Origin of the sequence: Streptomyces sp. NPDC007901 (assembly GCF_042959465.1) — a bacterium.
GTDB lineage: Bacteria > Actinomycetota > Actinomycetes > Streptomycetales > Streptomycetaceae > Streptomyces.
Genome location: NZ_JBIBKW010000006.1, coordinates 204,915 through 222,942, shown reverse-complemented (window position 1 = coordinate 222,942; position 18,028 = coordinate 204,915). Strand labels below are relative to the sequence as shown.

14 protein-coding genes and 1 pseudogene are annotated in these 18,028 nt (G+C 72.1%); 8 read left to right on the top strand and 7 right to left on the bottom strand.

Going from position 1 to position 18,028, the window contains the following annotated elements:
- Positions 1 to 30: 30 nt before the first annotated feature.
- Together ACFZDK_RS21380 and lysX are read right to left on the bottom strand one after the other, a co-directional pair.
- Entirely contained in the window at positions 31 to 864 is an 834-nt protein-coding gene (locus ACFZDK_RS21380) for a polysaccharide deacetylase family protein (RefSeq protein ID WP_390974554.1), read from the bottom strand.
- Positions 865 to 987: 123 nt separating this feature from the next.
- Positions 988 to 4,266 (bottom strand): bifunctional lysylphosphatidylglycerol synthetase/lysine--tRNA ligase LysX, encoded by a 3,279-nt coding sequence (gene lysX, locus ACFZDK_RS21375; protein WP_390974553.1) that lies wholly within the window; start codon positions 4,264 to 4,266, stop codon positions 988 to 990.
- A 251-nt stretch (positions 4,267 to 4,517) separates the two neighbouring features.
- Here lysX and ACFZDK_RS21370 point away from each other — a divergent pair, with 251 nt between their 5' ends.
- Positions 4,518 to 4,973, top strand: a complete 456-nt coding sequence (locus tag ACFZDK_RS21370) for a universal stress protein (RefSeq protein ID WP_390974552.1) — start codon at positions 4,518 to 4,520, stop codon at positions 4,971 to 4,973.
- Here the strand turns inward: ACFZDK_RS21370 and ACFZDK_RS21365 are convergent.
- Positions 4,909 to 6,162 carry an MFS transporter gene (locus ACFZDK_RS21365; RefSeq protein WP_390974550.1) on the bottom strand — a complete coding sequence of 418 codons (1,254 nt, stop codon included), beginning with the start codon at positions 6,160 to 6,162 and terminating at the stop codon, positions 4,909 to 4,911. The genes ACFZDK_RS21370 and ACFZDK_RS21365 overlap by 65 nt on opposite strands.
- A gap of 102 nt (positions 6,163 to 6,264) precedes the next feature.
- On the opposite strand from ACFZDK_RS21365, the gene ACFZDK_RS21360 reads away from it, so the two are divergent.
- Entirely contained in the window at positions 6,265 to 7,209 is a 945-nt protein-coding gene (locus ACFZDK_RS21360) for a LysR family transcriptional regulator (protein ID WP_390975035.1), read from the top strand.
- Between the two features lie 60 nt (positions 7,210 to 7,269).
- A pseudogene (locus tag ACFZDK_RS21355) lies at positions 7,270 to 8,680 on the top strand (amino acid permease).
- Here the strand turns inward: ACFZDK_RS21355 and ACFZDK_RS21350 are convergent.
- On the bottom strand, positions 8,677 to 9,492 hold the full coding sequence (locus ACFZDK_RS21350; protein WP_390974548.1) for an alpha/beta fold hydrolase: 816 nt from the start codon (positions 9,490 to 9,492) through the stop codon (positions 8,677 to 8,679). The pseudogene ACFZDK_RS21355 and the gene ACFZDK_RS21350 sit on opposite strands and share 4 nt — an antisense overlap.
- A 73-nt stretch (positions 9,493 to 9,565) precedes the next feature.
- On the opposite strand from ACFZDK_RS21350, the gene ACFZDK_RS21345 reads away from it, so the two are divergent.
- A complete protein-coding gene (locus ACFZDK_RS21345) occupies positions 9,566 to 10,039 on the top strand; it encodes a MarR family transcriptional regulator (protein ID WP_390974547.1) in 474 nt (157 codons plus the stop codon).
- 6 nt (positions 10,040 to 10,045) lie between these two features.
- Here the strand turns inward: ACFZDK_RS21345 and ACFZDK_RS21340 are convergent, their stop codons facing one another.
- Positions 10,046 to 11,197 carry a CapA family protein gene (locus tag ACFZDK_RS21340; protein WP_390974545.1) on the bottom strand — a complete coding sequence of 384 codons (1,152 nt, stop codon included), beginning with the start codon at positions 11,195 to 11,197 and terminating at the stop codon, positions 10,046 to 10,048.
- Positions 11,198 to 11,418: 221 nt separating this feature from the next.
- Between ACFZDK_RS21340 and ACFZDK_RS21335 the strand changes: the two genes are divergently transcribed.
- From ACFZDK_RS21335 to ACFZDK_RS21325, 3 genes are all read left to right on the top strand, one after another.
- Positions 11,419 to 11,991 (top strand): sigma-70 family RNA polymerase sigma factor, encoded by a 573-nt coding sequence (locus ACFZDK_RS21335; protein WP_390974544.1) that lies wholly within the window; start codon positions 11,419 to 11,421, stop codon positions 11,989 to 11,991.
- Between the two features lie 144 nt (positions 11,992 to 12,135).
- Positions 12,136 to 12,651 carry a hypothetical protein gene (locus tag ACFZDK_RS21330; RefSeq protein WP_355711101.1) on the top strand — a complete coding sequence of 172 codons (516 nt, stop codon included), beginning with the start codon at positions 12,136 to 12,138 and terminating at the stop codon, positions 12,649 to 12,651.
- A gap of 148 nt (positions 12,652 to 12,799) precedes the next feature.
- Positions 12,800 to 13,456, top strand: a complete 657-nt coding sequence (locus ACFZDK_RS21325; RefSeq protein WP_390974542.1) for a zf-HC2 domain-containing protein — start codon at positions 12,800 to 12,802, stop codon at positions 13,454 to 13,456.
- A 7-nt stretch (positions 13,457 to 13,463) separates the two neighbouring features.
- Here ACFZDK_RS21325 and ACFZDK_RS21320 read toward each other — a convergent pair whose 3' ends face one another.
- On the bottom strand, positions 13,464 to 14,327 hold the full coding sequence (locus ACFZDK_RS21320) for a DNA-formamidopyrimidine glycosylase family protein (RefSeq protein ID WP_390974541.1): 864 nt from the start codon (positions 14,325 to 14,327) through the stop codon (positions 13,464 to 13,466).
- Positions 14,328 to 14,358: 31 nt separating this feature from the next.
- A complete protein-coding gene (locus ACFZDK_RS21315) occupies positions 14,359 to 16,458 on the bottom strand; it encodes a SpoIIE family protein phosphatase (RefSeq protein WP_390974539.1) in 2,100 nt (699 codons plus the stop codon).
- A 156-nt stretch (positions 16,459 to 16,614) separates the two neighbouring features.
- On the opposite strand from ACFZDK_RS21315, the gene ACFZDK_RS21310 reads away from it, so the two are divergent.
- Positions 16,615 to 18,024 (top strand): lipase maturation factor family protein, encoded by a 1,410-nt coding sequence (locus ACFZDK_RS21310; RefSeq protein WP_390974537.1) that lies wholly within the window; start codon positions 16,615 to 16,617, stop codon positions 18,022 to 18,024.
- Positions 18,025 to 18,028 lie beyond the last annotated feature (4 nt).

Below are 18,028 nucleotides of genomic sequence, written 5' to 3'. Positions count from 1 at the left end.
GGCCGCCACCGGGCGGGCGAGGAGCCCCCGTCAGACGCGTCGGCGCGGCACGGTCAGGTGGTAGCCGTTGTCCAGCAGGTAGGGCAGGTACTCGCGCAGGGCCTTGACGCTCTGCGAGCGGTCGCCCCCGGCGTCGTGGGAGAGGACCACGACACCGGGGGCGGCGCCGTTCTCGATCGTGTCGACGATGGTGCGGGTGCCCGGGACGGTCCAGTCGGTGCTGTCCACGGTCCACGCCATCGGCTCCATGCCCATTTCGGCGCCGAGTTGGAAGGCCGCGCGGTTCCAGGCGCCGTAGGGGGCGCGGAACCACTGGGGACGCTCGCCGTAGGTGTCCTCGATGGCGTCGCTGGTGCTCACCATCTCGTCGCGGATCTCACTGCGGTTCAACGTGGTCAGCAGCGGATGCGTCCAGGTGTGGTTGCCCACGACATGGCCCTCGTCGGCCATCCGGGCGACCAGCTCCCGGTTCACGACGATGCACTCCCCGCACAGGAAGAACATCGCCCGCACGTCGTACTTGGCGAGGGTGTCCAGGATGTGCGGGGTGTAGTTCGGGTTGGGGCCGTCGTCGAAGGTGAGCATCATGCGCTTGCCGCTGCCGTCGATCTCCATGATGGGTTGCTTGCGGACCTTGAGCCTGCCCGGACTGGTGGGCGGCGGCCCGTATCCGGTGAGCGGCTGGAGCCGGAAGGCGGAGGACTTGAGCGCCTGGCGGGCCGGCGGTCCGGCGGCGGCCGCTACGGTACCGGCCGCCTCCTCGCCGTCGCTCGCCACCACGACCCCCGCGGTGGCCGCGGCCCCGAGTGCGGCGGTGCCGGCGAGCAGCAGCCGGCGGCGGGTGAACAACTGATCCTTCTGCATGACTCATCAGTCGCCCGGCCGGGGTCCGGCGCACCACATCGACACCGGTGCGGCGGCAGGAAAGCACCCGCACGGCCCAGAGCCGGAAGGTTTCGGCAGCCCGTTCGCGCGGGCCGCGGCGGCTCAGCGGCGGCGGACCAGCGGGAACGGCAGCGTCTCACGGATGGTCAGGCCGGTGAGGAACATGACCAGCCGGTCGACGCCGATACCGAGCCCGCCGGTGGGCGGCATCGCGTACTCGAGGGCGTCGAGGAAGTCCTCGTCGAGTTCCATCGCCTCGGGGTCACCGCCGGCGGCGAGCAGCGACTGGGCGGTGAGCCGGCGGCGCTGTTCGACCGGGTCGGTCAGCTCGGAGTAGGCGGTGCCGAGTTCGGTGCCGAAGGCGACCAGGTCCCAGCGCTCGGCGAGCCGCGGGTCGGTGCGGTGCTGCCGGGTGAGCGGGGAGACGTCGGTCGGGAAGTCCTTGTAGAAGGTGGGCAGCTCGGTCCGCGCCTCCACCAGCCGCTCGTACATCTCCAGGACGACGTCGCCCGGCCCGTCGTCGCCGGTGTACGGCACCCCGACGCGGTCGCAGTGCCGATGCAGCCGCAGCAGTTCGGTGCCGGGGCCGATCTCCTCCCCGAGCGCCTCCGAGATGGCCCCGTACACGGTCTTGACCGGCCAGGTGCCCGAGATGTCGTACTCCAGCCCGGCCTTGCGGGCCACCGGAGCGCCGAAGGCGGCGGTCGCGGCGCCCTGGACCAGTTCGCGGGCCAGGTCGAGCATCACGTCGTAGTCGGCGTACGCCTGGTAGGCCTCCAGCATCGTGAACTCGGGGTTGTGCTTGTAGGAGACGCCCTCGTTGCGGAAGGTACGGCCGAGTTCGAAGACCTTCTCCATCCCGCCGACGCACAACCGCTTCAGGTAGAGCTCGGGGGCGATGCGCAGATGGAGGTCGAGGTCGTAGGCGTTGATGTGGGTGGTGAAGGGGCGGGCGTTGGCGCCGCCGTGGATCTGCTGGAGCATCGGGGTCTCGACCTCCAGGTAGCCACGGTCGAGGAGGCCCTGGCGCAGCGCCTGTACGGCGGTGGAGCGGGCCCGGACGACGGCCCGGGCGGCGGGGCTGGTGGCGAGGTCGAGGTAGCGGCGGCGGACCTTGGCCTCGGGGTCGGCGAGGCCGCGGTACTTGTCGGGCAGCGGGCGCAGGCACTTGGCGGTGAGCTGCCAGTCGGTGACGAAGAGGGTGGGCTCGCCCCGGTCGCTGACGCCGGCCCGGCCGGTCGCGGTGATCTGGTCGCCGATGTCGGTGTCGGCGGTGAACCGGTCGAGGGCGGGACCGGATCCGTCCCGGGTGAGGGCGAGCTGGTGGTCGCCGGACCAGTCGCGCAGCACGACGAAGACGATGCCGCCGAAGTCACGGACCAGCATGATCCGCCCGGCGACGGTGGCCGTCCCGCCCTCGCGCACGTCGGCGAGGGCGCGGGTGGGCCGTACCGTCGCCACCGGGTAGGGGTCGACGCCCGCCGCGCGCAGCCGGTCCAGCTTCCGGCGGCGGACGCGGAACTGCTCCGGCAGATCGCTGCCCCGGCCACCGGGCCCGGCCCCCTCCCCTCCGTCGGGACCGGGCACCGGCGAAGACGGCGGCCCCTCGGGGAGCGCGGGCCGCGGTCCGGTCTTCGGGTGCCCCTTTCCCCAGAGTTTGCGCAAGGACGGTACGGAGACGAAGCCTTCGGCGATTCCGGAGGCGAGGCCGACCCGGGCGAGGGAGCCTGCCTCGCCGTAGCAGAGGAAGCGGGGGTACCACTCGGGGCGGTACTTGGCGTTGGAGCGGTACAGGGCCTCCAACTGCCACCAGCGGGAGAAGAACAGCAGCAGCCGGCGCCACATCCGCAGCACCGGACCGGCGCCGATGCGGGCGCCCTCCTCGAAGACCGAGCGGAAGACGGCGAAGTTCAGCGAGATGCGGCGGACGCCCAGTTTGGGGGCGGCCGCGCACAGGTCGGCGACCATGAACTCCATGACCCCGTTGGGGGCGGCCCGGTCACGGCGCATCAGGTCGAGGGAGATGCCGTCGCCGCCCCAGGGCACGAAGGAGAGCAGGGCGAGCAGCCGGCCGTCCTCGGCGAGCGCCTCGACGAGCAGGCAGTCGCCGTCGGCGGGGTCGCCGAGCCGGTCCAGGGCCATGGAGAAGCCGCGTTCGGTCTCGGTGTCGCGCCAGGCGTCGGCCTTGTCGACGACCTCTTCCATCTCCGCCTCGGTGAGGGTGGCGTGCCGGCGCACCCGGCAGGTGGCGCCGGTGCGGCGGACCCGGTTGACGGCCTGCCGGGTGACCCGCATCTCGCGGCCGCCGAGGTCGAAGGCGGCGACGTGCACGATCGCCTCGTCGCCGAGCTGGAGGGCGCCCAGTCCGGCGCGGACGTAGGCCCGGGCGCCGTCCTCGGAGGCGCCCATCACCGCTGGCACCCAGGCGTGCCCGCGGGCCCTGTCCAGCCAGGCGGCGATGGCGTGCGGCCAGGCCTCCGGGTCGCCTACGGGGTCACCGCTGGCCAGGCAGACACCGGCCTCGACGCGGTAGGTGACGGCGGCCTTGCCGCTGGCCGAGAAGACCACGGCCTTGTCGCGGCGGGTGGCGAAGTAGCCGAGGGAGTCCCGGTCGCCGTAGGCCCTGAGGAGAGCGCGGATGCGGGCCTCCTCGTCGCCGTGCAGGGCGGCCTCCAGGCGCTGCGAACGGAACAGGGTGGCGGCGGCGTTGAGCAGCGCCAGGGCGCCGAAGAGGCCGAGGAGGAAGGCGACGAAGCGGGGCGGGCGGCCGCCGTAGCCGTAACCGGAGACCAGACCGCCGCAGACCCGGTCGGCCGCCCAGGCCAGGTGCCGGCCGTGCGGGAGGGACCCGGGGAAGAGCGAGACCAGGCCCCAGCCGGCCAGGATCGCCACCAGGAGCCCCACCACGAGAACACCGAGGGCCCGGCGTACGGCGGCCTTGCGGGAGGCGGCGTAGAACTCCCGTCTCGCCACGATCAGCAGGGCGAGGGCGAGCCCGCACACCACCAGTGAGCTGAACGAGTACCAGTCGAAGCCGAAGGCGACCGTCAGGACGTCGGCCAGCACCAGCAGGCCGAGGTAGATCACCACCAGCCACCAGGCGACCTTCTTGCGGGCCGCGGTGGCGCCGCCGAGCAGGAACAGGAAGACGGCGTAGGCCAGATTGGGGCTGACCGGCACCACGACGGCGTTGAGGAAGTGCACCACCGGGTGGAGCAGCACGCGCAGCGGGGCGACGAAGGAGAGCAGCGCGCACAGCAGCGCGAGGGCGCCGAAGAAACTCCCGAAGGCCTCCGGCACCCAGGTCAGCCGCCCGCCGCCGGACGGGCGTATCGGGCCCGCCGGCTCCCTGCTGGTGGCGGGCTCCACGGCGGCACTCATGTTCCGACTGTAGGAAGGGCCCGCCGGGCCCGCCCGTCGAGCGGCGCGCGGCCGACGGACGGCTGCGGGCTGTGGGTGGTTGCTCGCGCAGTTCCTCCCCCAGCCTTCGGCCGGGGGTACCCCCAGCGCCCCTTTCAGGGGCGTGCGGCCGGGACCCGATTCGCCCGGCGGCCCGCGGTCGGCGGAATTCGGTTGATCTTCGTTCGGTCCGGGGCATTATCCGGACCTGCGTATTCCGATAGCCTCGGAGCATGGCGGAACAACACCAGTTCGAGCGGGGCACGGACGGCCCCAAGGTCATCGTCGTCGGGGTGGACGGCTCGGACTCCTCGTGGCGCGCGGCGTCGTACGCCGCCGGGCTGGCCCGGCGCCAGCACGCGCTGCTCGCCATCGTGTACGTGCAGCCGGTGCTGGCGGCCGGGGCGGCGCTCGGGGCTCCGGTGGCGGAGACGACCGACGAGATCGCGGAGGGCCTGGTAGCCGAGATCAGGGACGCGACCGAGCGGCTCAAGGGGATATTCGAGGTGCGCTGGGAGTTCCACACGTTCCGCGGGGACGCCTACAACGGACTGGTGAAGGCGGCCGACGAACTGAAGGCGGACGCGGTCGTGGTGGGCGCCTCGGAGCAGGCCGGCCACCGTTTCATCGGCTCGGTCGCGATCCGTCTGGTGAAGGCGGGACGGTGGCCGGTGACGGTGGTGCCGTAGCTTCCCGGGGCTCCCGCAGGAGCAGCGCCGGGGTCGCGAGGAGCAGGACACCGGCGACGGCGATCGCGGTACGCGGCCCCGTGAGCGTCGCCAGCAGACCCCACAGCGCGGTCAGGACGGCCGTGGTGGCCTTGCCGGTGATCGACCAGGCGGACAGGGTGCGGGCGACCCGGTCGTCCGGGGTGCACTCCAGGCGGCGGGTGGCGTACACCGGGTTGTAGACGCCGGAGCTGGTGATGACCCCGAACTCCACGGCCATCACCAGCAGCAGGCCGGGCAGCCCGGGCCCGACGAAGGCCAGCCCCAGCGGCCAGACGGCCCGCAGCGTGCCCGCGGTGCGCAGGACCCGCCGCTGTCCGTACCGGGCGACCAGCGGGCGGGCCAGCCGGGAGCCGAGGAGCCCGCCGAGGCAGGGCACGGCGAAGGCGAGACCGTACTGCCAGGGGGCGAAGCCCAGCGAGCCGAGCATCAGGACGGCCAGCGGCGGTGTGGCGACCATGATCAGGGCGTTGCCCGCGAGGTTGTTGAAGAACAGCGGTCGCAGGGCCGGGCTGGAGAGGATGTGCCGCCAGCCGTCGAGCAGGTCGGTGGCCCGCAGCCGCTCCACCCGGGTGCGCTCGGGGCGGGGCTCGCCGCCGCCGACGGCCCGGATGCCGAGGGCCGACAGCAGGAAGCTGACCGCGTTCGCGACGACCGTGGTGACCGGGCCGAACAGGCCGATCGCGGCGCCGCCGAGCGGCGGTCCGAGGACCAGCGCGGTCCAGTTGGTGGACTCGAACCGGGAGTTCGCGGTGAGCAGCCGGTCGGCCGGGACGAGCCGTTTGAGGAAGGCGCCGGAGGCCGCGTTGAAGGTGATGTCGGCGGCCGCCACCACGACGGACACGAGCAGCATCTGGCCGAGACCGAGGCCGCCGAGCGCGTAGGCGACCGGGATGGTGAGCAGCGCGGCGAACCTGAGCAGGTCCATGCCGATCATCACGGGCCGCTTGCGCCGGAACTCCACCCACGGCCCGAGCGGCACCGCCGCCACGGCGCCGACGGCGGGCCCGGTCGCGGCGAGCAGCGCCACCTCGGCGGATCCGGCGTGCAGCGCGATGACCGCGATCACCGAGAACGCGTCGAAGGCGAGATAGGTGCCGAGCGCACTCGCCGAGTACGCGGCCCACAGCCACCCGAACCGCCGTCCCATGCACAACCTCCCGTTGACCCGGGACATGAAAACGTGCAGGTGGCCGCCGAATCAAACAACTACCGGGCGATCTGCCACAACCGTGGGTTGTACGGTGACGACGTGGACCTCAAGGCAGTGCGCACCTTCGTCACCGTGGCCGACTCGGGCCAGTTCCAGGAGGCCGCCGCCGTCCTGGCGATCACCCAGCAGGCGGTCTCCAAGCGGATCGCGGCGCTGGAGAAGGAGCTGGGGGTGCGGCTGTTCGTGCGGACCGCCCGGGGCGCCGCCCTGACCGTCGACGGCGACACCTTCCTGCCGTACGCCCGTGAGCTGCTGCTGGCCGAGGAGCGCGCGAGGGCCTCGGTACGGCCGGGGCGGCGCGCCCTGCGGGTCGACGTGGTCGGCGCGCGGCTCGCCCCGGCCGAGTTGCTCCGCGACTTCCACCGGGCGCACCCGGAGATCGCACTGGACGTGGTCACCCTCTTCGACGTGGACTCGGCGCTCACCACCCTGCGCTCCGGCGGGGTCGACGCCTCCTTCCGCGCCGTCGCCATGCCCGGCCGTCCGCTGCCCAGGGGTGTGGAGTGCGTCCGGGTGTACGACGAGCCCGTCCAGCTGCTCACCGGCCCGGGGCACGCCCTGGCCGGTCGCGCGTCGGTCTCGCCCGGGGAGCTGGCCGGGCACCGGATCTGGATGCCGGGGCTGGTGGACGGCACCGAGTGGGCCGCCTACTACGCCTCCCTGGCGGCCGAGTTCGGGCTCACCATCGACTCCTCCGGCCCCAACTTCACCGGGGCGGTGCAGGACGCGGTCGCCGCCTCCGACACGCTGGCGACCCTGGTGAGCGAGCGGACCCGGCTGGTCTGGCCGGACGCCCACGATCTGCGCCGCGTCCCGCTGGCCGACCCCACCCCGGTCTACCCGCACTCCCTGCTCTGGTCGACCGCCAACCCGCATCCGGGGCTCGCCGCGCTGCGCGCCCATCTGGCCGACGCGCGGCCGACGCCCACTGGCGCCCCGACCTGGACCCCCCACTGGGCTTTGCGTGGCGCCTTCCGTCCGTGACGCGCCTGGGCCATCATGATCGGCCGTCAGCCGTTCGCGATCGGCGAAGAGGTGAGGCACATGGCCAAGCTCCGCATGGGGGAAGGAATTCTCCGTCGCAAACCCATCGAACACATCGAGGAGACGGAGGTCACCGAGGGCCCCCGGCTGGACCGGTCGCTGGCTGGTGCAACTGACGGCGATCGGCGTGGGCGGCATCATCGGCGCGGGCATCTTCACCCTCGCCGGCACGGTGGCCAACGAGACGGCCGGTCCCGCCGTCCTGGTCTCGTTCCTCATCGCCGGTCTGGCGAGCGCCTGCGCCGCGCTGTCGTACGCCGAGTTCGCCGGGCTGATCCCGAAGGCGGGGTCGGCGTACACGTACGGCTACGCGGTGCTCGGCGAGTTCGCGGGCTGGTTCATCGGCTGGGACCTGCTCCTGGAGTACACGGCGATCGTGGCGGTGGTCGCGATCGGCATCTCCGGGTACTTCGGCTTCCTGGTCGAGGAGATGGGGGCGAACCTGCCGGACTGGATGCTGGGCGCCCCGGGCACCAGGGCGGGCCACCGGGTGGACCTGTTCGCCGCCGTGCTCTGCCTGCTGATCGCCTACCTGCTGAACCAGGGCATCCGCAGCGCGGCCCGCTTCGAGACGTTCGTGGTGGTCCTCAAGGTCCTCGTGGTGCTGCTGGTGATCGGTGTCGGCGTGTTCCACATCAGCACGGCGAACTACCACCCCTTCTTCCCCTTCGGTATCAGCGGCGCGTTCACCGGGGCGGCGACGGTGTTCTTCGCGGTCTTCGGGTACGACGCGATGTCGACGGCGGCCGAGGAGTCCAGGGACGCCCAGCGGCACATGCCGAAGGCGATCATCTATTCGCTGGCGATCTCGATGGTGCTCTACGTGGCGGCCTGTCTGGTCCTGACCGGCATGCAGAACTACAAGGACATCGACCCGGAGAGCGGCTTCTCGACGGCCTTCAAGTCGGTGGGGCTGAGCGGTCTCGCGGACGTGATCGCGGTGGGCGCGATCATCGGCATCCTCACTGTCATGTTCACGTTCATGCTGGGGGCGACCCGGGTGTGGTTCGCCATGTCCCGGGACGGGCTGCTGCCCACATGGTTCGCGAAGACACACCCGACACGGCACGTGCCGACCCGGGTGACCTGGATCGTCGGGGTGGCGTCGGCGCTGCTCGCCGGGTTCGTGCCGATCGGCGAGGCGGCCGAACTCACCAACATCGGCATCCTGCTGGCGTTCGTGGTGGTGTGCGTGGCGGTGATCGTGCTGCGCTACCGGCAGCCGGAGCTGCCGCGCTCCTTCCGCACGCCGTGGATGCCGTTCGTGCCCGCGCTGGGTGTGGTCTTCTCGGTCTGGCTGATCACGTTCCTGAAGTGGGAGACCTGGGTGCGGTTCGCGGTCTGGTTCGTGGTCGGGTGCGTGATCTACTTCGGCTACTCGTACAAGCGGTCGCGGCTGGCCGGGCGTTAGAGCGCGCGGAGGAAGTCGAGCAGGAGGGCGTTGAAGACCTCCGGCTTCTCCAGGTTCGGATAGTGGCCGACTCCTTCGACGACCTCGGCGCGGCCGTCCGGGACCTCGCGGGCGAGGCGCTCGGCGGCGGCGAGCAGGTCGGCGGGTTCCAGGCCGCCGTTGATCGCGAGGACCGGGACGTCGATCTTCGGCAGCCGGGGCCAGGAGTCGGTCACCCGCACCAGCCGGTCGGGCTCGTCGGGCGTGTGCTTCGAGATGGAGTGCAGGGCCATCTCCCGCAGCCTGCGCGGGATCTCCGGGTCCACGGCGTCGAGGGTGCGGTGCTCACCCGGTACGACCTTCACGAAGGCGTCGAGCCAGCCCTCGATGTCACCGGCGCCGAGGGTGCGGGCGTATTCGGCCCGGAGCGCCTCGTGCCACGGGTCCGTGTACTGGAAGTCGCCGGTGGCGGCGCCGCAGGTGACCACCGCACGGACCAGCTCAGGGTGTTCCAGCACGGTGTCGGTGGCGATCACCCCGCCCATGGACAGCCCGACGAGGACGGCGGGCCCGGCGTCGAGACCGCGCAGGAGTTCGGCGAGGTCGTCGGCCCAGCGGAACGGCCTGCTCGCGTTGGCGGACCAGCCGTGGCCGCGCACGTCCGGTGCGATCACCCGGAACTCGGCGGCGAGCACACGGATCTGCTCGTGCCAGAAGCGGTGGTCGACGTACCCGGAGTGGAGCAGGACCACCGGGGCGCCGGAGCCGGTGTCGAGGTAGGCGAGGTCGCCGTCGGAGGACGGGAGGAAGCGGAGGTCCGCAGCACCATTCATGACAACCAAGGTGTCATCTTTCTGGGATTTTGACAACTGGGTTGTCATGTTGGCCGGGGTGCATGATGGCCGGGTGAACGACATCGACAAGCCCCTCCCCCCGGACGAGCTGGGCGACCGCATCACCGAGGTGTTCGATCTGATCGGCCCGCTCTACCGGCGCGCCTTCCGCAAGATCGAGCAGGGCGAGCAGATCGAGGGGGCCTCCGTCGGCGTGCGCTCCGTGCTGGACCTGCTGCGCCGGTACGAGCCCATGACGGTGCCCCAGATGGGCCGGATCATGGCGCTGAGCCGGCAGTTCGTGCAGCGCACGGTGAACGACGCGGTGGCGCGCGGCTGGGCGGAGGTGACCCCCAACCCGGCGCACCAGCGCTCCTCCCTGATCCGGCTCACCGACGAGGGCCGGACCGTCATCACCGCGGTCCTCGCCCGTGAGCACGCCCTGAACCGGCAGGTCGGCGGCGATCTGACGGACGCCGAGATCGCGGCGTGCGTGCGGGTGCTGAAGCAGCTGCTGAGGACGTTCGACCACGTGGACGTGGAGTGAGGGCCGCTACTCCCCCATCACCAGCCCGTCCTTCTCGGCCCCGCGGCTGAGCACGATGTCCCGGATGCTGTCGCGGGCGGCGGTGTAGTCGGCGCCCTGGGCGATGGCCGCGTTGAGGTCGACGACCCGGCCCGCGTCCAGGTCGTACAGCTGCGGGACGAACTCGGCCTTGGCCACCTCCCAGCGGCCGCCCGGGCGCGCGGGCGGGGCGAAGGTGAAGCGGGCGAGGGTGGACTCGTTGCCGCGCGGGTCCTGGCGGCCCTGGCTGTTGTACATCTCGCCGGCGATCTGGTCGCCGAGGCTGTAGACCACCCAGGTGCCGTTGATCTTCTCGTACGCCTGCGGGATGTGGGCGTGGGTGCCGAGGATCAGGTCGATGTCGGGGCGGCCGCCGGTGCGTGACGCGGTGAGCCGCTTGGCGAGGGTGAGCTGCTGCTCGTCGGGGGCGTCCTTGCCCTCGGTGCCCCAGTGCACGGAGACGACGACCACGTCGGCGCCGGCCTTCCGGGCAGCGCGGGCGTCGGCGAGGACGCGGTTCTCGTCGAGCAGACCGACCGCCCAGGGCTGTCCGGGCGGCAGCGAGTTGCCGTTGACGTCGAAGGTGTACGAGAGGTGGGCGACCCGGGCGCGGCCCGCGGTCAGCAGGGTGAGGGTGCCCGCCTCGGACTCGGTGCGGGCGGTACCCGCGTGCCTCAGACCCACCTGGTCCATGACGGCGAGGGTGCGCTGGACACCGGCGAAGCCGTCGTCCAGGGCGCGGTCGGAGGCGGTGGAGCAGCCGTCGTAGCCGGCCGCGGCCAGGGCCTGGACGAGCTGCGGCGGCGAGGTGCGGCCGGACTCGTCGCCGACCGCGCCGGAGACGGTCGCCAGGTGACAGAGCGCCAGGTCGGCGCGGGAGACCACGGGTTGGACGCCGGCGAGCATCGGGCCGAAGTCGTGGCCGTTGCCGCCCGCGTCGAGGTTCGCGTGGTCGATCGCGGACTTCTGCGGCAGCACGTCACCGGAGGCCACGAGGGTGAAGCGGCCGGCGGCGGCCACGGCCGGTGCCGGAGGGCCGGGCGGGGCGCCGCCCTCCTGCCGCTCGTGGTTCTGGCAGGCGGCCGCGGTGGCGAGGAGGGCGGTCAGGGCCAGGGCCGCCTGTCGTCTGCGATTGATCATCAGGAGCACCCCAGAGTCGCAAGGCTCGTCCTATTTACAGATCAATGGGTACGAAGGTGAGCGGGACCGCAAACAACTCAGGCGCCCCGATTGACCCATCCGGGTCGGGTACGGGGGGTGACGGACCGTTCGTCGCACCGTTCGCCGACGCGATCGACCGTCCGCCGCAGATCCCTGTGCGGCCCCTGTCCCCCGGCCCGGCCCTGCGATGCCATACGGCCATGACGGCCGGAACAACCCTTTCCCCTGGGCTCCCCCACGGGCTTCCCCACGGGACGACGACCGCCGAGCACGAGCTCGCCGCGCTCCAGCGCGAGCACGGCCGACCCCTCTTCGCGCTGCTGCTGCGGCTCAGCGACGGGGACCGGCAGCGGGCCGAGGATCTCGTCCAGGAGACGCTCGTACGCGCCTGGCAGCATCCCGAGGCGCTGCGCGCGGACGCCTTCGACTCCGTACGGCCCTGGCTGCTGACGGTCGGCAGGCGGCTCGCCATCGATGCGCGCCGGGCCCGGCAGGCGCGGCCGCCCGAGGTGCCCGACGCGGTGCTGGAGAACACCCGGGCCGTCGGCGACCACGCCGAACGCGCCGCCGCGGCGCTGGACGTACGGGAGGCTGTGAAGACTCTCACTCCCGAACACCGTGACGTCCTGGTGCTGGTGTACTTCCAGGGGGCGAGTGTGGCGGAGGCCGCCGAGGCCCTCGGCATCCCACCCGGTACCGTGAAATCGCGCGCTTACTACGCGCTGCGCGCCCTGCGCCGGGTCCTTCCCGGTTACGCACCCGACCTGCGATGAAACCGTAAGTCAGGTCAAACCTCGGTAAAGCGCCTTGCTGAGGACCGTGTTTGAGCAATCAGCTGTCTTCATCCGTGTTCCGCACCGGGAGAGGGACGGACCCGGGGTCGGGGCCACGCGCGCACCGGAGGAAGGCAGGACGGGATGCTGCACAGAGGTCAAGAAAGCACGGACGGGGCCGGGAGCGGGGAACTGGCGGTCCCGATGGCGTGGTTGTACGCCGAGTACATCGCGGACGAGCTGCTGCGCACCGGCGATCTCATGCCACCGACGTCCTTCGAGTTCCGGGCCGGCCGTGACGCGCTGGCGCTGACCATCTTTCTCTCCGACACGGACGGCGAACTGTCGGGCATCCGGGTCGTCTCCCAGTTGGAGAACTGGCTTTCGCTCACGGCGTACGACCAGCCGTGGCAGGAGTGGGTCGCGGAACGTATGAACGGATTGAGCGCCGAGGCCGTCCGGTCGGGCGGGCCGTCACCGGACCTGGATCTGGCCGAGGCGGCCTGGCGCTGGCTGGAGGAGACCGAGCTGCTCGCGCCCGACCTGGACGCGGTGCCGGGCGGTGGTTCGGTCTTCGGCGAGGACGACGGACCGAAGGTGTGGACCCCCGCCTGGCGGCTCGGTCTGCCCCTCGGACACCTCGCCATCCATCTTTTTTGATTCAGGACCAATCCGCGGGCCCGGCCGCTCCGAATCCGTTGATTACGATTCTGTACGTGGCTTGAGTGAAACGGCTGCCGACTGCGTACGGGTGGGAGCAAGGAACAACGAGTAACCCCACCCCCACCCTTCGGCACGAGGATTCGTCATGAGGTCCCTGGAAAGGCATCGCGACGTCGGCGCGTACGCGCTCGGCGTGCTGGACGAGGCGGAGGCCTTCCGCTTCGAGGACCACCTCATGGAGTGCCCTCGTTGCGCGGCACACGTGACTGAATTCGGCCCCGCGGCACGGCAGTTGATGCTGTACCGCCGGGCCACGCCGCGCTTCGTGCACCCCATGGCCCAGCCGGGACCCCGACTGCTGGACCGGCTGCTGACCGAGGTCGCGACCCGGCACCGCGCCAAGCGCCGCAGGCTGCTCTACGGCCTCGCCGCCTCCGTGGTGTTTGCGGTCGCCGGGCCCGGCATCGTGAGCTACGTCGGCCACGACGCCGCCCCGACCGTGCAGGTCGCGGCGACCACCGACGCGCAGTCGGGCGTGTGGGCGCAGGTGAGGGCGGCGGACACCGACTCGGGCACCGACATCGAGCTGCAGGTGAAGGACGCGGACGGGCCGCGCTCCTGCCGGCTGATCGCGATCGGCCGGGACGGCTCCGAGCAGATCGTGACCACCTGGGCCGAGCGGGACCACGACGACCGGGTGAGCACCATGACGGGCGGCTCCTCGATGCACCCCGACGAGATCGACCACTACGAGGTGCGCAACGCCGACGGGCAGCGTCTCGTGAGCATCGACCCCAAATGACCGCCGGCTACTTGAGCAGCCGGGACATCCGGCGGTCCGCGAGCGGCTTGCCACCGGTCTGGCAGGTCGGGCAGTACTGGAGCGAGGAGTCGCTGAAGGACACCTCGCGGATGGTGTCGCCGCAGACCGCACAGGGCTCGCCGGTCCGGCCGTGGACCCGCAGCCCGCTCTTCTTCTCCGCCTTGAGCCGGCCCGCCGCCAGGCCGTGGGAGCGCTCCACCGCCTCGGTGAGGGTGCTGCGCAGCGCCTCGTACAGGCCGTGCACCTCCTCGGGCGTCAGCGACGCGGCCAGCTTGAACGGGGACATCCTCGCGGCGTGCAGGATCTCGTCGCTGTAGGCGTTGCCGACCCCGGCGACCAGGCTCTGGTCGCGCAGGGCGCCCTTGAGCTGCCGCCGCTCGTCCTTCAGCAGGGCGGCCAGCCGGGCCTCGTCGAAGTCGGCGGCGAGCGGGTCGGGACCGAGCCGGGCGATGCCCGGGACCTCCTGCGGATCCCGTACGACGTACACGGCGAGCTTCTTCTGGGTGCCGGCCTCGGTGAGGTCGAAGCCCGCACCGGTCTCCAGGGCCACCCGTAGCGCCAGGGGGCCCTTTCCGGGCCGGGGCGGCCCGTCCGGCAACCGGTCCTTCCACTGGAGCCAGCCCGCGCGGGCCAGATGGGTGACGAACCGCAGCCCGCCGTCGCTCTCGACGTCCAGGAACTTGCCGTGCCGGTGCACGGCGACGACCTCGCGGCCCTCGAAGGCGGTGACCGGAGGGTCGTACGTCTTCAGGACACTGATGGCGACCGGCAGGACGCGCACGACCTCGTGGCCGACCAGGTTCTCGGTCAGGAAGTCCTTGAGCGCTTCGACCTCGGGCAGTTCGGGCATGGGTCCAGAGTGCCACCCGGGGCTTCCGGGGTCAGTCCGCGTCGGCCTTCTCCGGCATCCGGAACTCGCACCACACCGCCTTGCCGCCGCCGCGCGCCTCCACGCCCCACACGTCGGCGAGCTGGTCGACGAGGAGCAGCCCGCGCCCGGACACCCCGTCCTCCCCGGCCTCGCGCCGGCGCGGTAGGGCGCTGGAGGAGTCCTCGACCTCGACCCGGAGGCGGCGGTCGCTGCCGCCGAGGACCCGGAGCGTGACGATCGCCGAGCCCTCGGTGTGCATCAGCGCGTTGGTGATCAGTTCGTCGGCGACCAGCTCGATCTCGTCGGCCCGCTCCTCGGCGCCCCAGGCGCGGACGGCGGCGCGGACCATGTGCCGGGCCAGCGCGAGCGCCTCGGGGTCGCCGGAGGCCACGTGCTGCTGGAGGCGCCCGACGGCCTGCGCGCTGTCCGCGCCGCGGCGGCGCAGCAGGAGCAGGGCCACGTCGTCGTCACCGCCCCGGCCCTCGGCGACGTCGATCAGCAGGTCGGCGAGGTCCCGTACGTCCTCCGGGCCCTGCGCGACCTGCTCGGTCAGGGCCCGCATCCCCTCGCCCAGGTCGGTGCCGGGCTGCTCGACCAGCCCGTCGGTGCACAGCAGCAGGGTCTCGCCGGGGTCGAGCTCCAGCGTGGACACGGGGTATTCGAGGCTCCGGAACTCGGCGGACAGGCCGAGCGGCAGCCCGCCCTCGACGGGGACCCGGCGGCAGCCGCCGTCGGCGGTCCGGAGCAGCGGGTCGATGTGCCCGGCACGGACCACCTGGACGACCCCCGTGGCGAGGTCGGCCTCGGCGTACAGGCAGGTGGCGAAGCGGTCGGTGTCGAGCTCGTCCAGGAAGACGGAGGCGCGGGCCATCACGGTGGCCGGGGCGTGGCCCTCGGCGGCGTAGGCGCGCAGCACGATGCGCAGCTGGCCCATGACGGCCGCCGCGTGCGTGTCGTGGCCCTGGACGTCGCCGATGACCGCGCCGACGCGGCCACCGGGCAGCGGGATCAGGTCGTACCAGTCGCCGCCGATGTCCCGGCCCAGGGAGCCGCCGGCGCTCGCGGAGCGGTAGCGGACGGCGACGTCGGCGCCGCGCACGCTGGGGATGGTGCGGGGCAGCATCGCCTGCTGGAGGCCCTGGGCGAGGTCCTTCTCCTGCTCGAAGAGCATGGCCCGCTGCAGGCTCTGCGCGATGCTGCTGCCGAGGGCGACCAGGACGGCGCGTTCCTCGGCTGAGAAGCCGAGCCGGTCGTTGTAGAGCAGGCCCATGGCGCCGATCGGGCGGGCCTGCGCGATCAGGGGGAGATAGGCGGCCGAGGTGATCCGCAGGTCAGTGATGTGCGGCCACAGTATGGGGTAGCCGTCGGCGAACTCCTCGGGGGACTCGATGAAGCGCGGGCTGAGGGTCCGCACCACCTCGCCCATCGGGTAGGGCTCGTCTATCCGGGTGATCCGGGTGCCCGGCACGAAGCTGCCCGCCGGCCCCTCGGCGACCAGCCGGATCCGGCCGGCCTCGACCAGGCCCATCACCAGGCTGGTCGCGCCCAGGTTGGGGATGCCGTGGGTGTCCTTGAGGACGTCGATGACCTCCTGGACGCTGCGAGCGTGCGCGAGGGCGGCGGTGACCACCTGGACGACGCCGGTCTGCTGGCGCAGCGCCTCGTCCTGGGCGGCCCGCAGACTGCGCGCCTCGCTGTCCTCCAGCTCCTGGGTGGCGTCCCGGACGATCCCGACGACCCGGCGCGGGCGGCCGGTGGCGTCGCGCCGGATGTAGCCCTGGGTGTGGGTCCAGCGCGGGGTGCCGTCGCGGCGGCGGATGCGGAAGTACGCCCCGTAGTTCTCGCTGCCGTCCTTGATGGCCCGGGACACCACCGCGTCCAGCCTGCTGGACTCCGCCGAGGGCACCCGGACCGCGAGGCTCTCGGGGCGCCCGTCGTACTCCTCGGGGGTCAGGTCGAACACCTCGTGCGCCTGGGCGTCCATGTGGAACAGACCGGTGTCCAGGTCCCAGTCGAAGGTCCCCATGTGGTTGAGCGCCAGGATCGGGTGGTCCGGATGGGCGGGCCAGTCGTCCGGGAGAGACGGAGCGCGCGCTCCCCGATCAGCCATGGGGCCACCATGCCAGGGGAACCCCCTATGGGCAATTCCTCCCCTATTGTCCACATCACTCGCCCGGGTTACGCAAGCGGGGAGGCGCGGTACACAGGGTGACAGGCCCGTCCGGACTCCGGGGCCGCACCATGGAGAAGGCAGGAGCGCACGGCCGTGGACTGGTTCACCGCACCCGGGTACTGGCTGAGCCGGCTGGTCTTCCAGCGGGCCCTGGCCGGGGTGTACCTCTGCGCGTTCCTGGTGGCGGCGCTGCAGTTCCGGGCACTGCTGGGCGAGCGCGGGATGCTGCCGATCCCCCAGTACGTCGAACGGATCCCGTTCCGCCGGGCGCCGAGCCTGTTCCACCTGCACTACTCGGACCGGTTCTTCGCGGCCTGCGCCTGGGCGGGCTGCGCGGTGTCGGCGGCCCTGCTGGCGGGCGCGGACTCGCTGCTCCCCCTGTGGGCCGGGATGCTGCTGTGGCTGCTCCCCTGGGCCCTGTACCTCTCGATCGTCAACGTCGGCCAGACCTGGTACGCGTTCGGCTGGGAGTCCCTGCTCCTGGAGACCGGCTTCCTCGCTGTCTTCCTGGGCAACGACGAGGTGGCCCCGCCGGTCGTCGTGCTGTTCCTGCTGCGCTGGATCCTGTTCCGGGTGGAGTTCGGGGCGGGCCTGATCAAGATGCGCGGCGACGCCTGCTGGCGGAAGCTGACCTGCCTGCACTACCACCACGAGACCCAGCCGATGCCGGGGCCGCTGAGCTGGTTCTTCCACCACCTGCCCGGGCCGGTGCACAAGGCCGAGGTGGCCGCGAACCACGTCACCCAGCTCGTGGTCCCGGTCCTGCTGTTCACCCCCCAGCCGGTCGCGACGGCGGCCGCGTCCCTGATGATCCTCACCCAGCTCTGGCTGGTGGTCTCCGGCAACTTCTCCTGGCTGAACTGGATCACCATCGTCCTGGCCCTGTCGGCCGTCCGGCTGCCCACCGGCCACCGCACGGCGCCGCCCGCCCCGCTCTGGTACGAGGTGGCCGTCCTCGCCGTGACCGCCCTGCTGCTCTTCCTGAGCTACCACCCGGTGCGGAACATGATCTCCCGCCGGCAGGTCATGAACCGCTCCTTCGACCCGCTCCACCTGGTCAACACCTACGGCGCGTTCGGCAGCGTCAGCCGGATCCGCTACGAGGTGGTGGTCGAGGGCACCCTGGACCGGACACCGCACGAGGACGCGGAGTGGCGGGAGTACGAGTTCAAGGGCAAGCCGGGCGATCCCCGGCACTGGCCGCGCCAGTTCGCCCCCTACCACCTGCGCCTGGACTGGCTGATGTGGTTCGCGGCCCTCTCCCCCGCGTACGCCGGGGAGTGGTTCGGCGGCCTGGTGGAACGCCTCCTGGAGAACGACCGCGACACCCTGCGGCTGCTGCGCCGCTCCCCCTTCCCGCCCGACCGGCCCCCGCACTTCGTCCGCGCCCGCCTCTTCCGCTACCGCTACACCAGCTGGCGTGAGCTCCGGGAGACCGGCGCGTGCTGGGAGCGGACGTACGTACGGGAGTTCCTGCCGCCGACGCGGCTGGCGGACGACTGACGGG

What these genes read in the sequence shown, in the direction of transcription:
- ACFZDK_RS21380 (WP_390974554.1), bottom strand. Translation starts at nt 864, where the DNA reads ATGCAGAAGGATCAGTTGTTCACCCGCCGCCGGCTGCTGCTCGCCGGC.
- lysX (WP_390974553.1), bottom strand. Translation starts at nt 4,266, where the DNA reads ATGAGTGCCGCCGTGGAGCCCGCCACCAGCAGGGAGCCGGCGGGCCCG.
- ACFZDK_RS21370 (WP_390974552.1), top strand. Translation starts at nt 4,518, where the DNA reads ATGGCGGAACAACACCAGTTCGAGCGGGGCACGGACGGCCCCAAGGTC.
- ACFZDK_RS21365 (WP_390974550.1), bottom strand. Translation starts at nt 6,162, where the DNA reads ATGGGACGGCGGTTCGGGTGGCTGTGGGCCGCGTACTCGGCGAGTGCG.
- ACFZDK_RS21350 (WP_390974548.1), bottom strand. Translation starts at nt 9,492, where the DNA reads ATGAATGGTGCTGCGGACCTCCGCTTCCTCCCGTCCTCCGACGGCGAC.
- ACFZDK_RS21340 (WP_390974545.1), bottom strand. Translation starts at nt 11,197, where the DNA reads ATGATCAATCGCAGACGACAGGCGGCCCTGGCCCTGACCGCCCTCCTC.
- ACFZDK_RS21335 (WP_390974544.1), top strand. Translation starts at nt 11,419, where the DNA reads ATGACGGCCGGAACAACCCTTTCCCCTGGGCTCCCCCACGGGCTTCCC.
- ACFZDK_RS21330 (WP_355711101.1), top strand. Translation starts at nt 12,136, where the DNA reads ATGCTGCACAGAGGTCAAGAAAGCACGGACGGGGCCGGGAGCGGGGAA.
- ACFZDK_RS21325 (WP_390974542.1), top strand. Translation starts at nt 12,800, where the DNA reads ATGAGGTCCCTGGAAAGGCATCGCGACGTCGGCGCGTACGCGCTCGGC.
- ACFZDK_RS21320 (WP_390974541.1), bottom strand. Translation starts at nt 14,327, where the DNA reads ATGCCCGAACTGCCCGAGGTCGAAGCGCTCAAGGACTTCCTGACCGAG.
- ACFZDK_RS21315 (WP_390974539.1), bottom strand. Translation starts at nt 16,458, where the DNA reads ATGGCTGATCGGGGAGCGCGCGCTCCGTCTCTCCCGGACGACTGGCCC.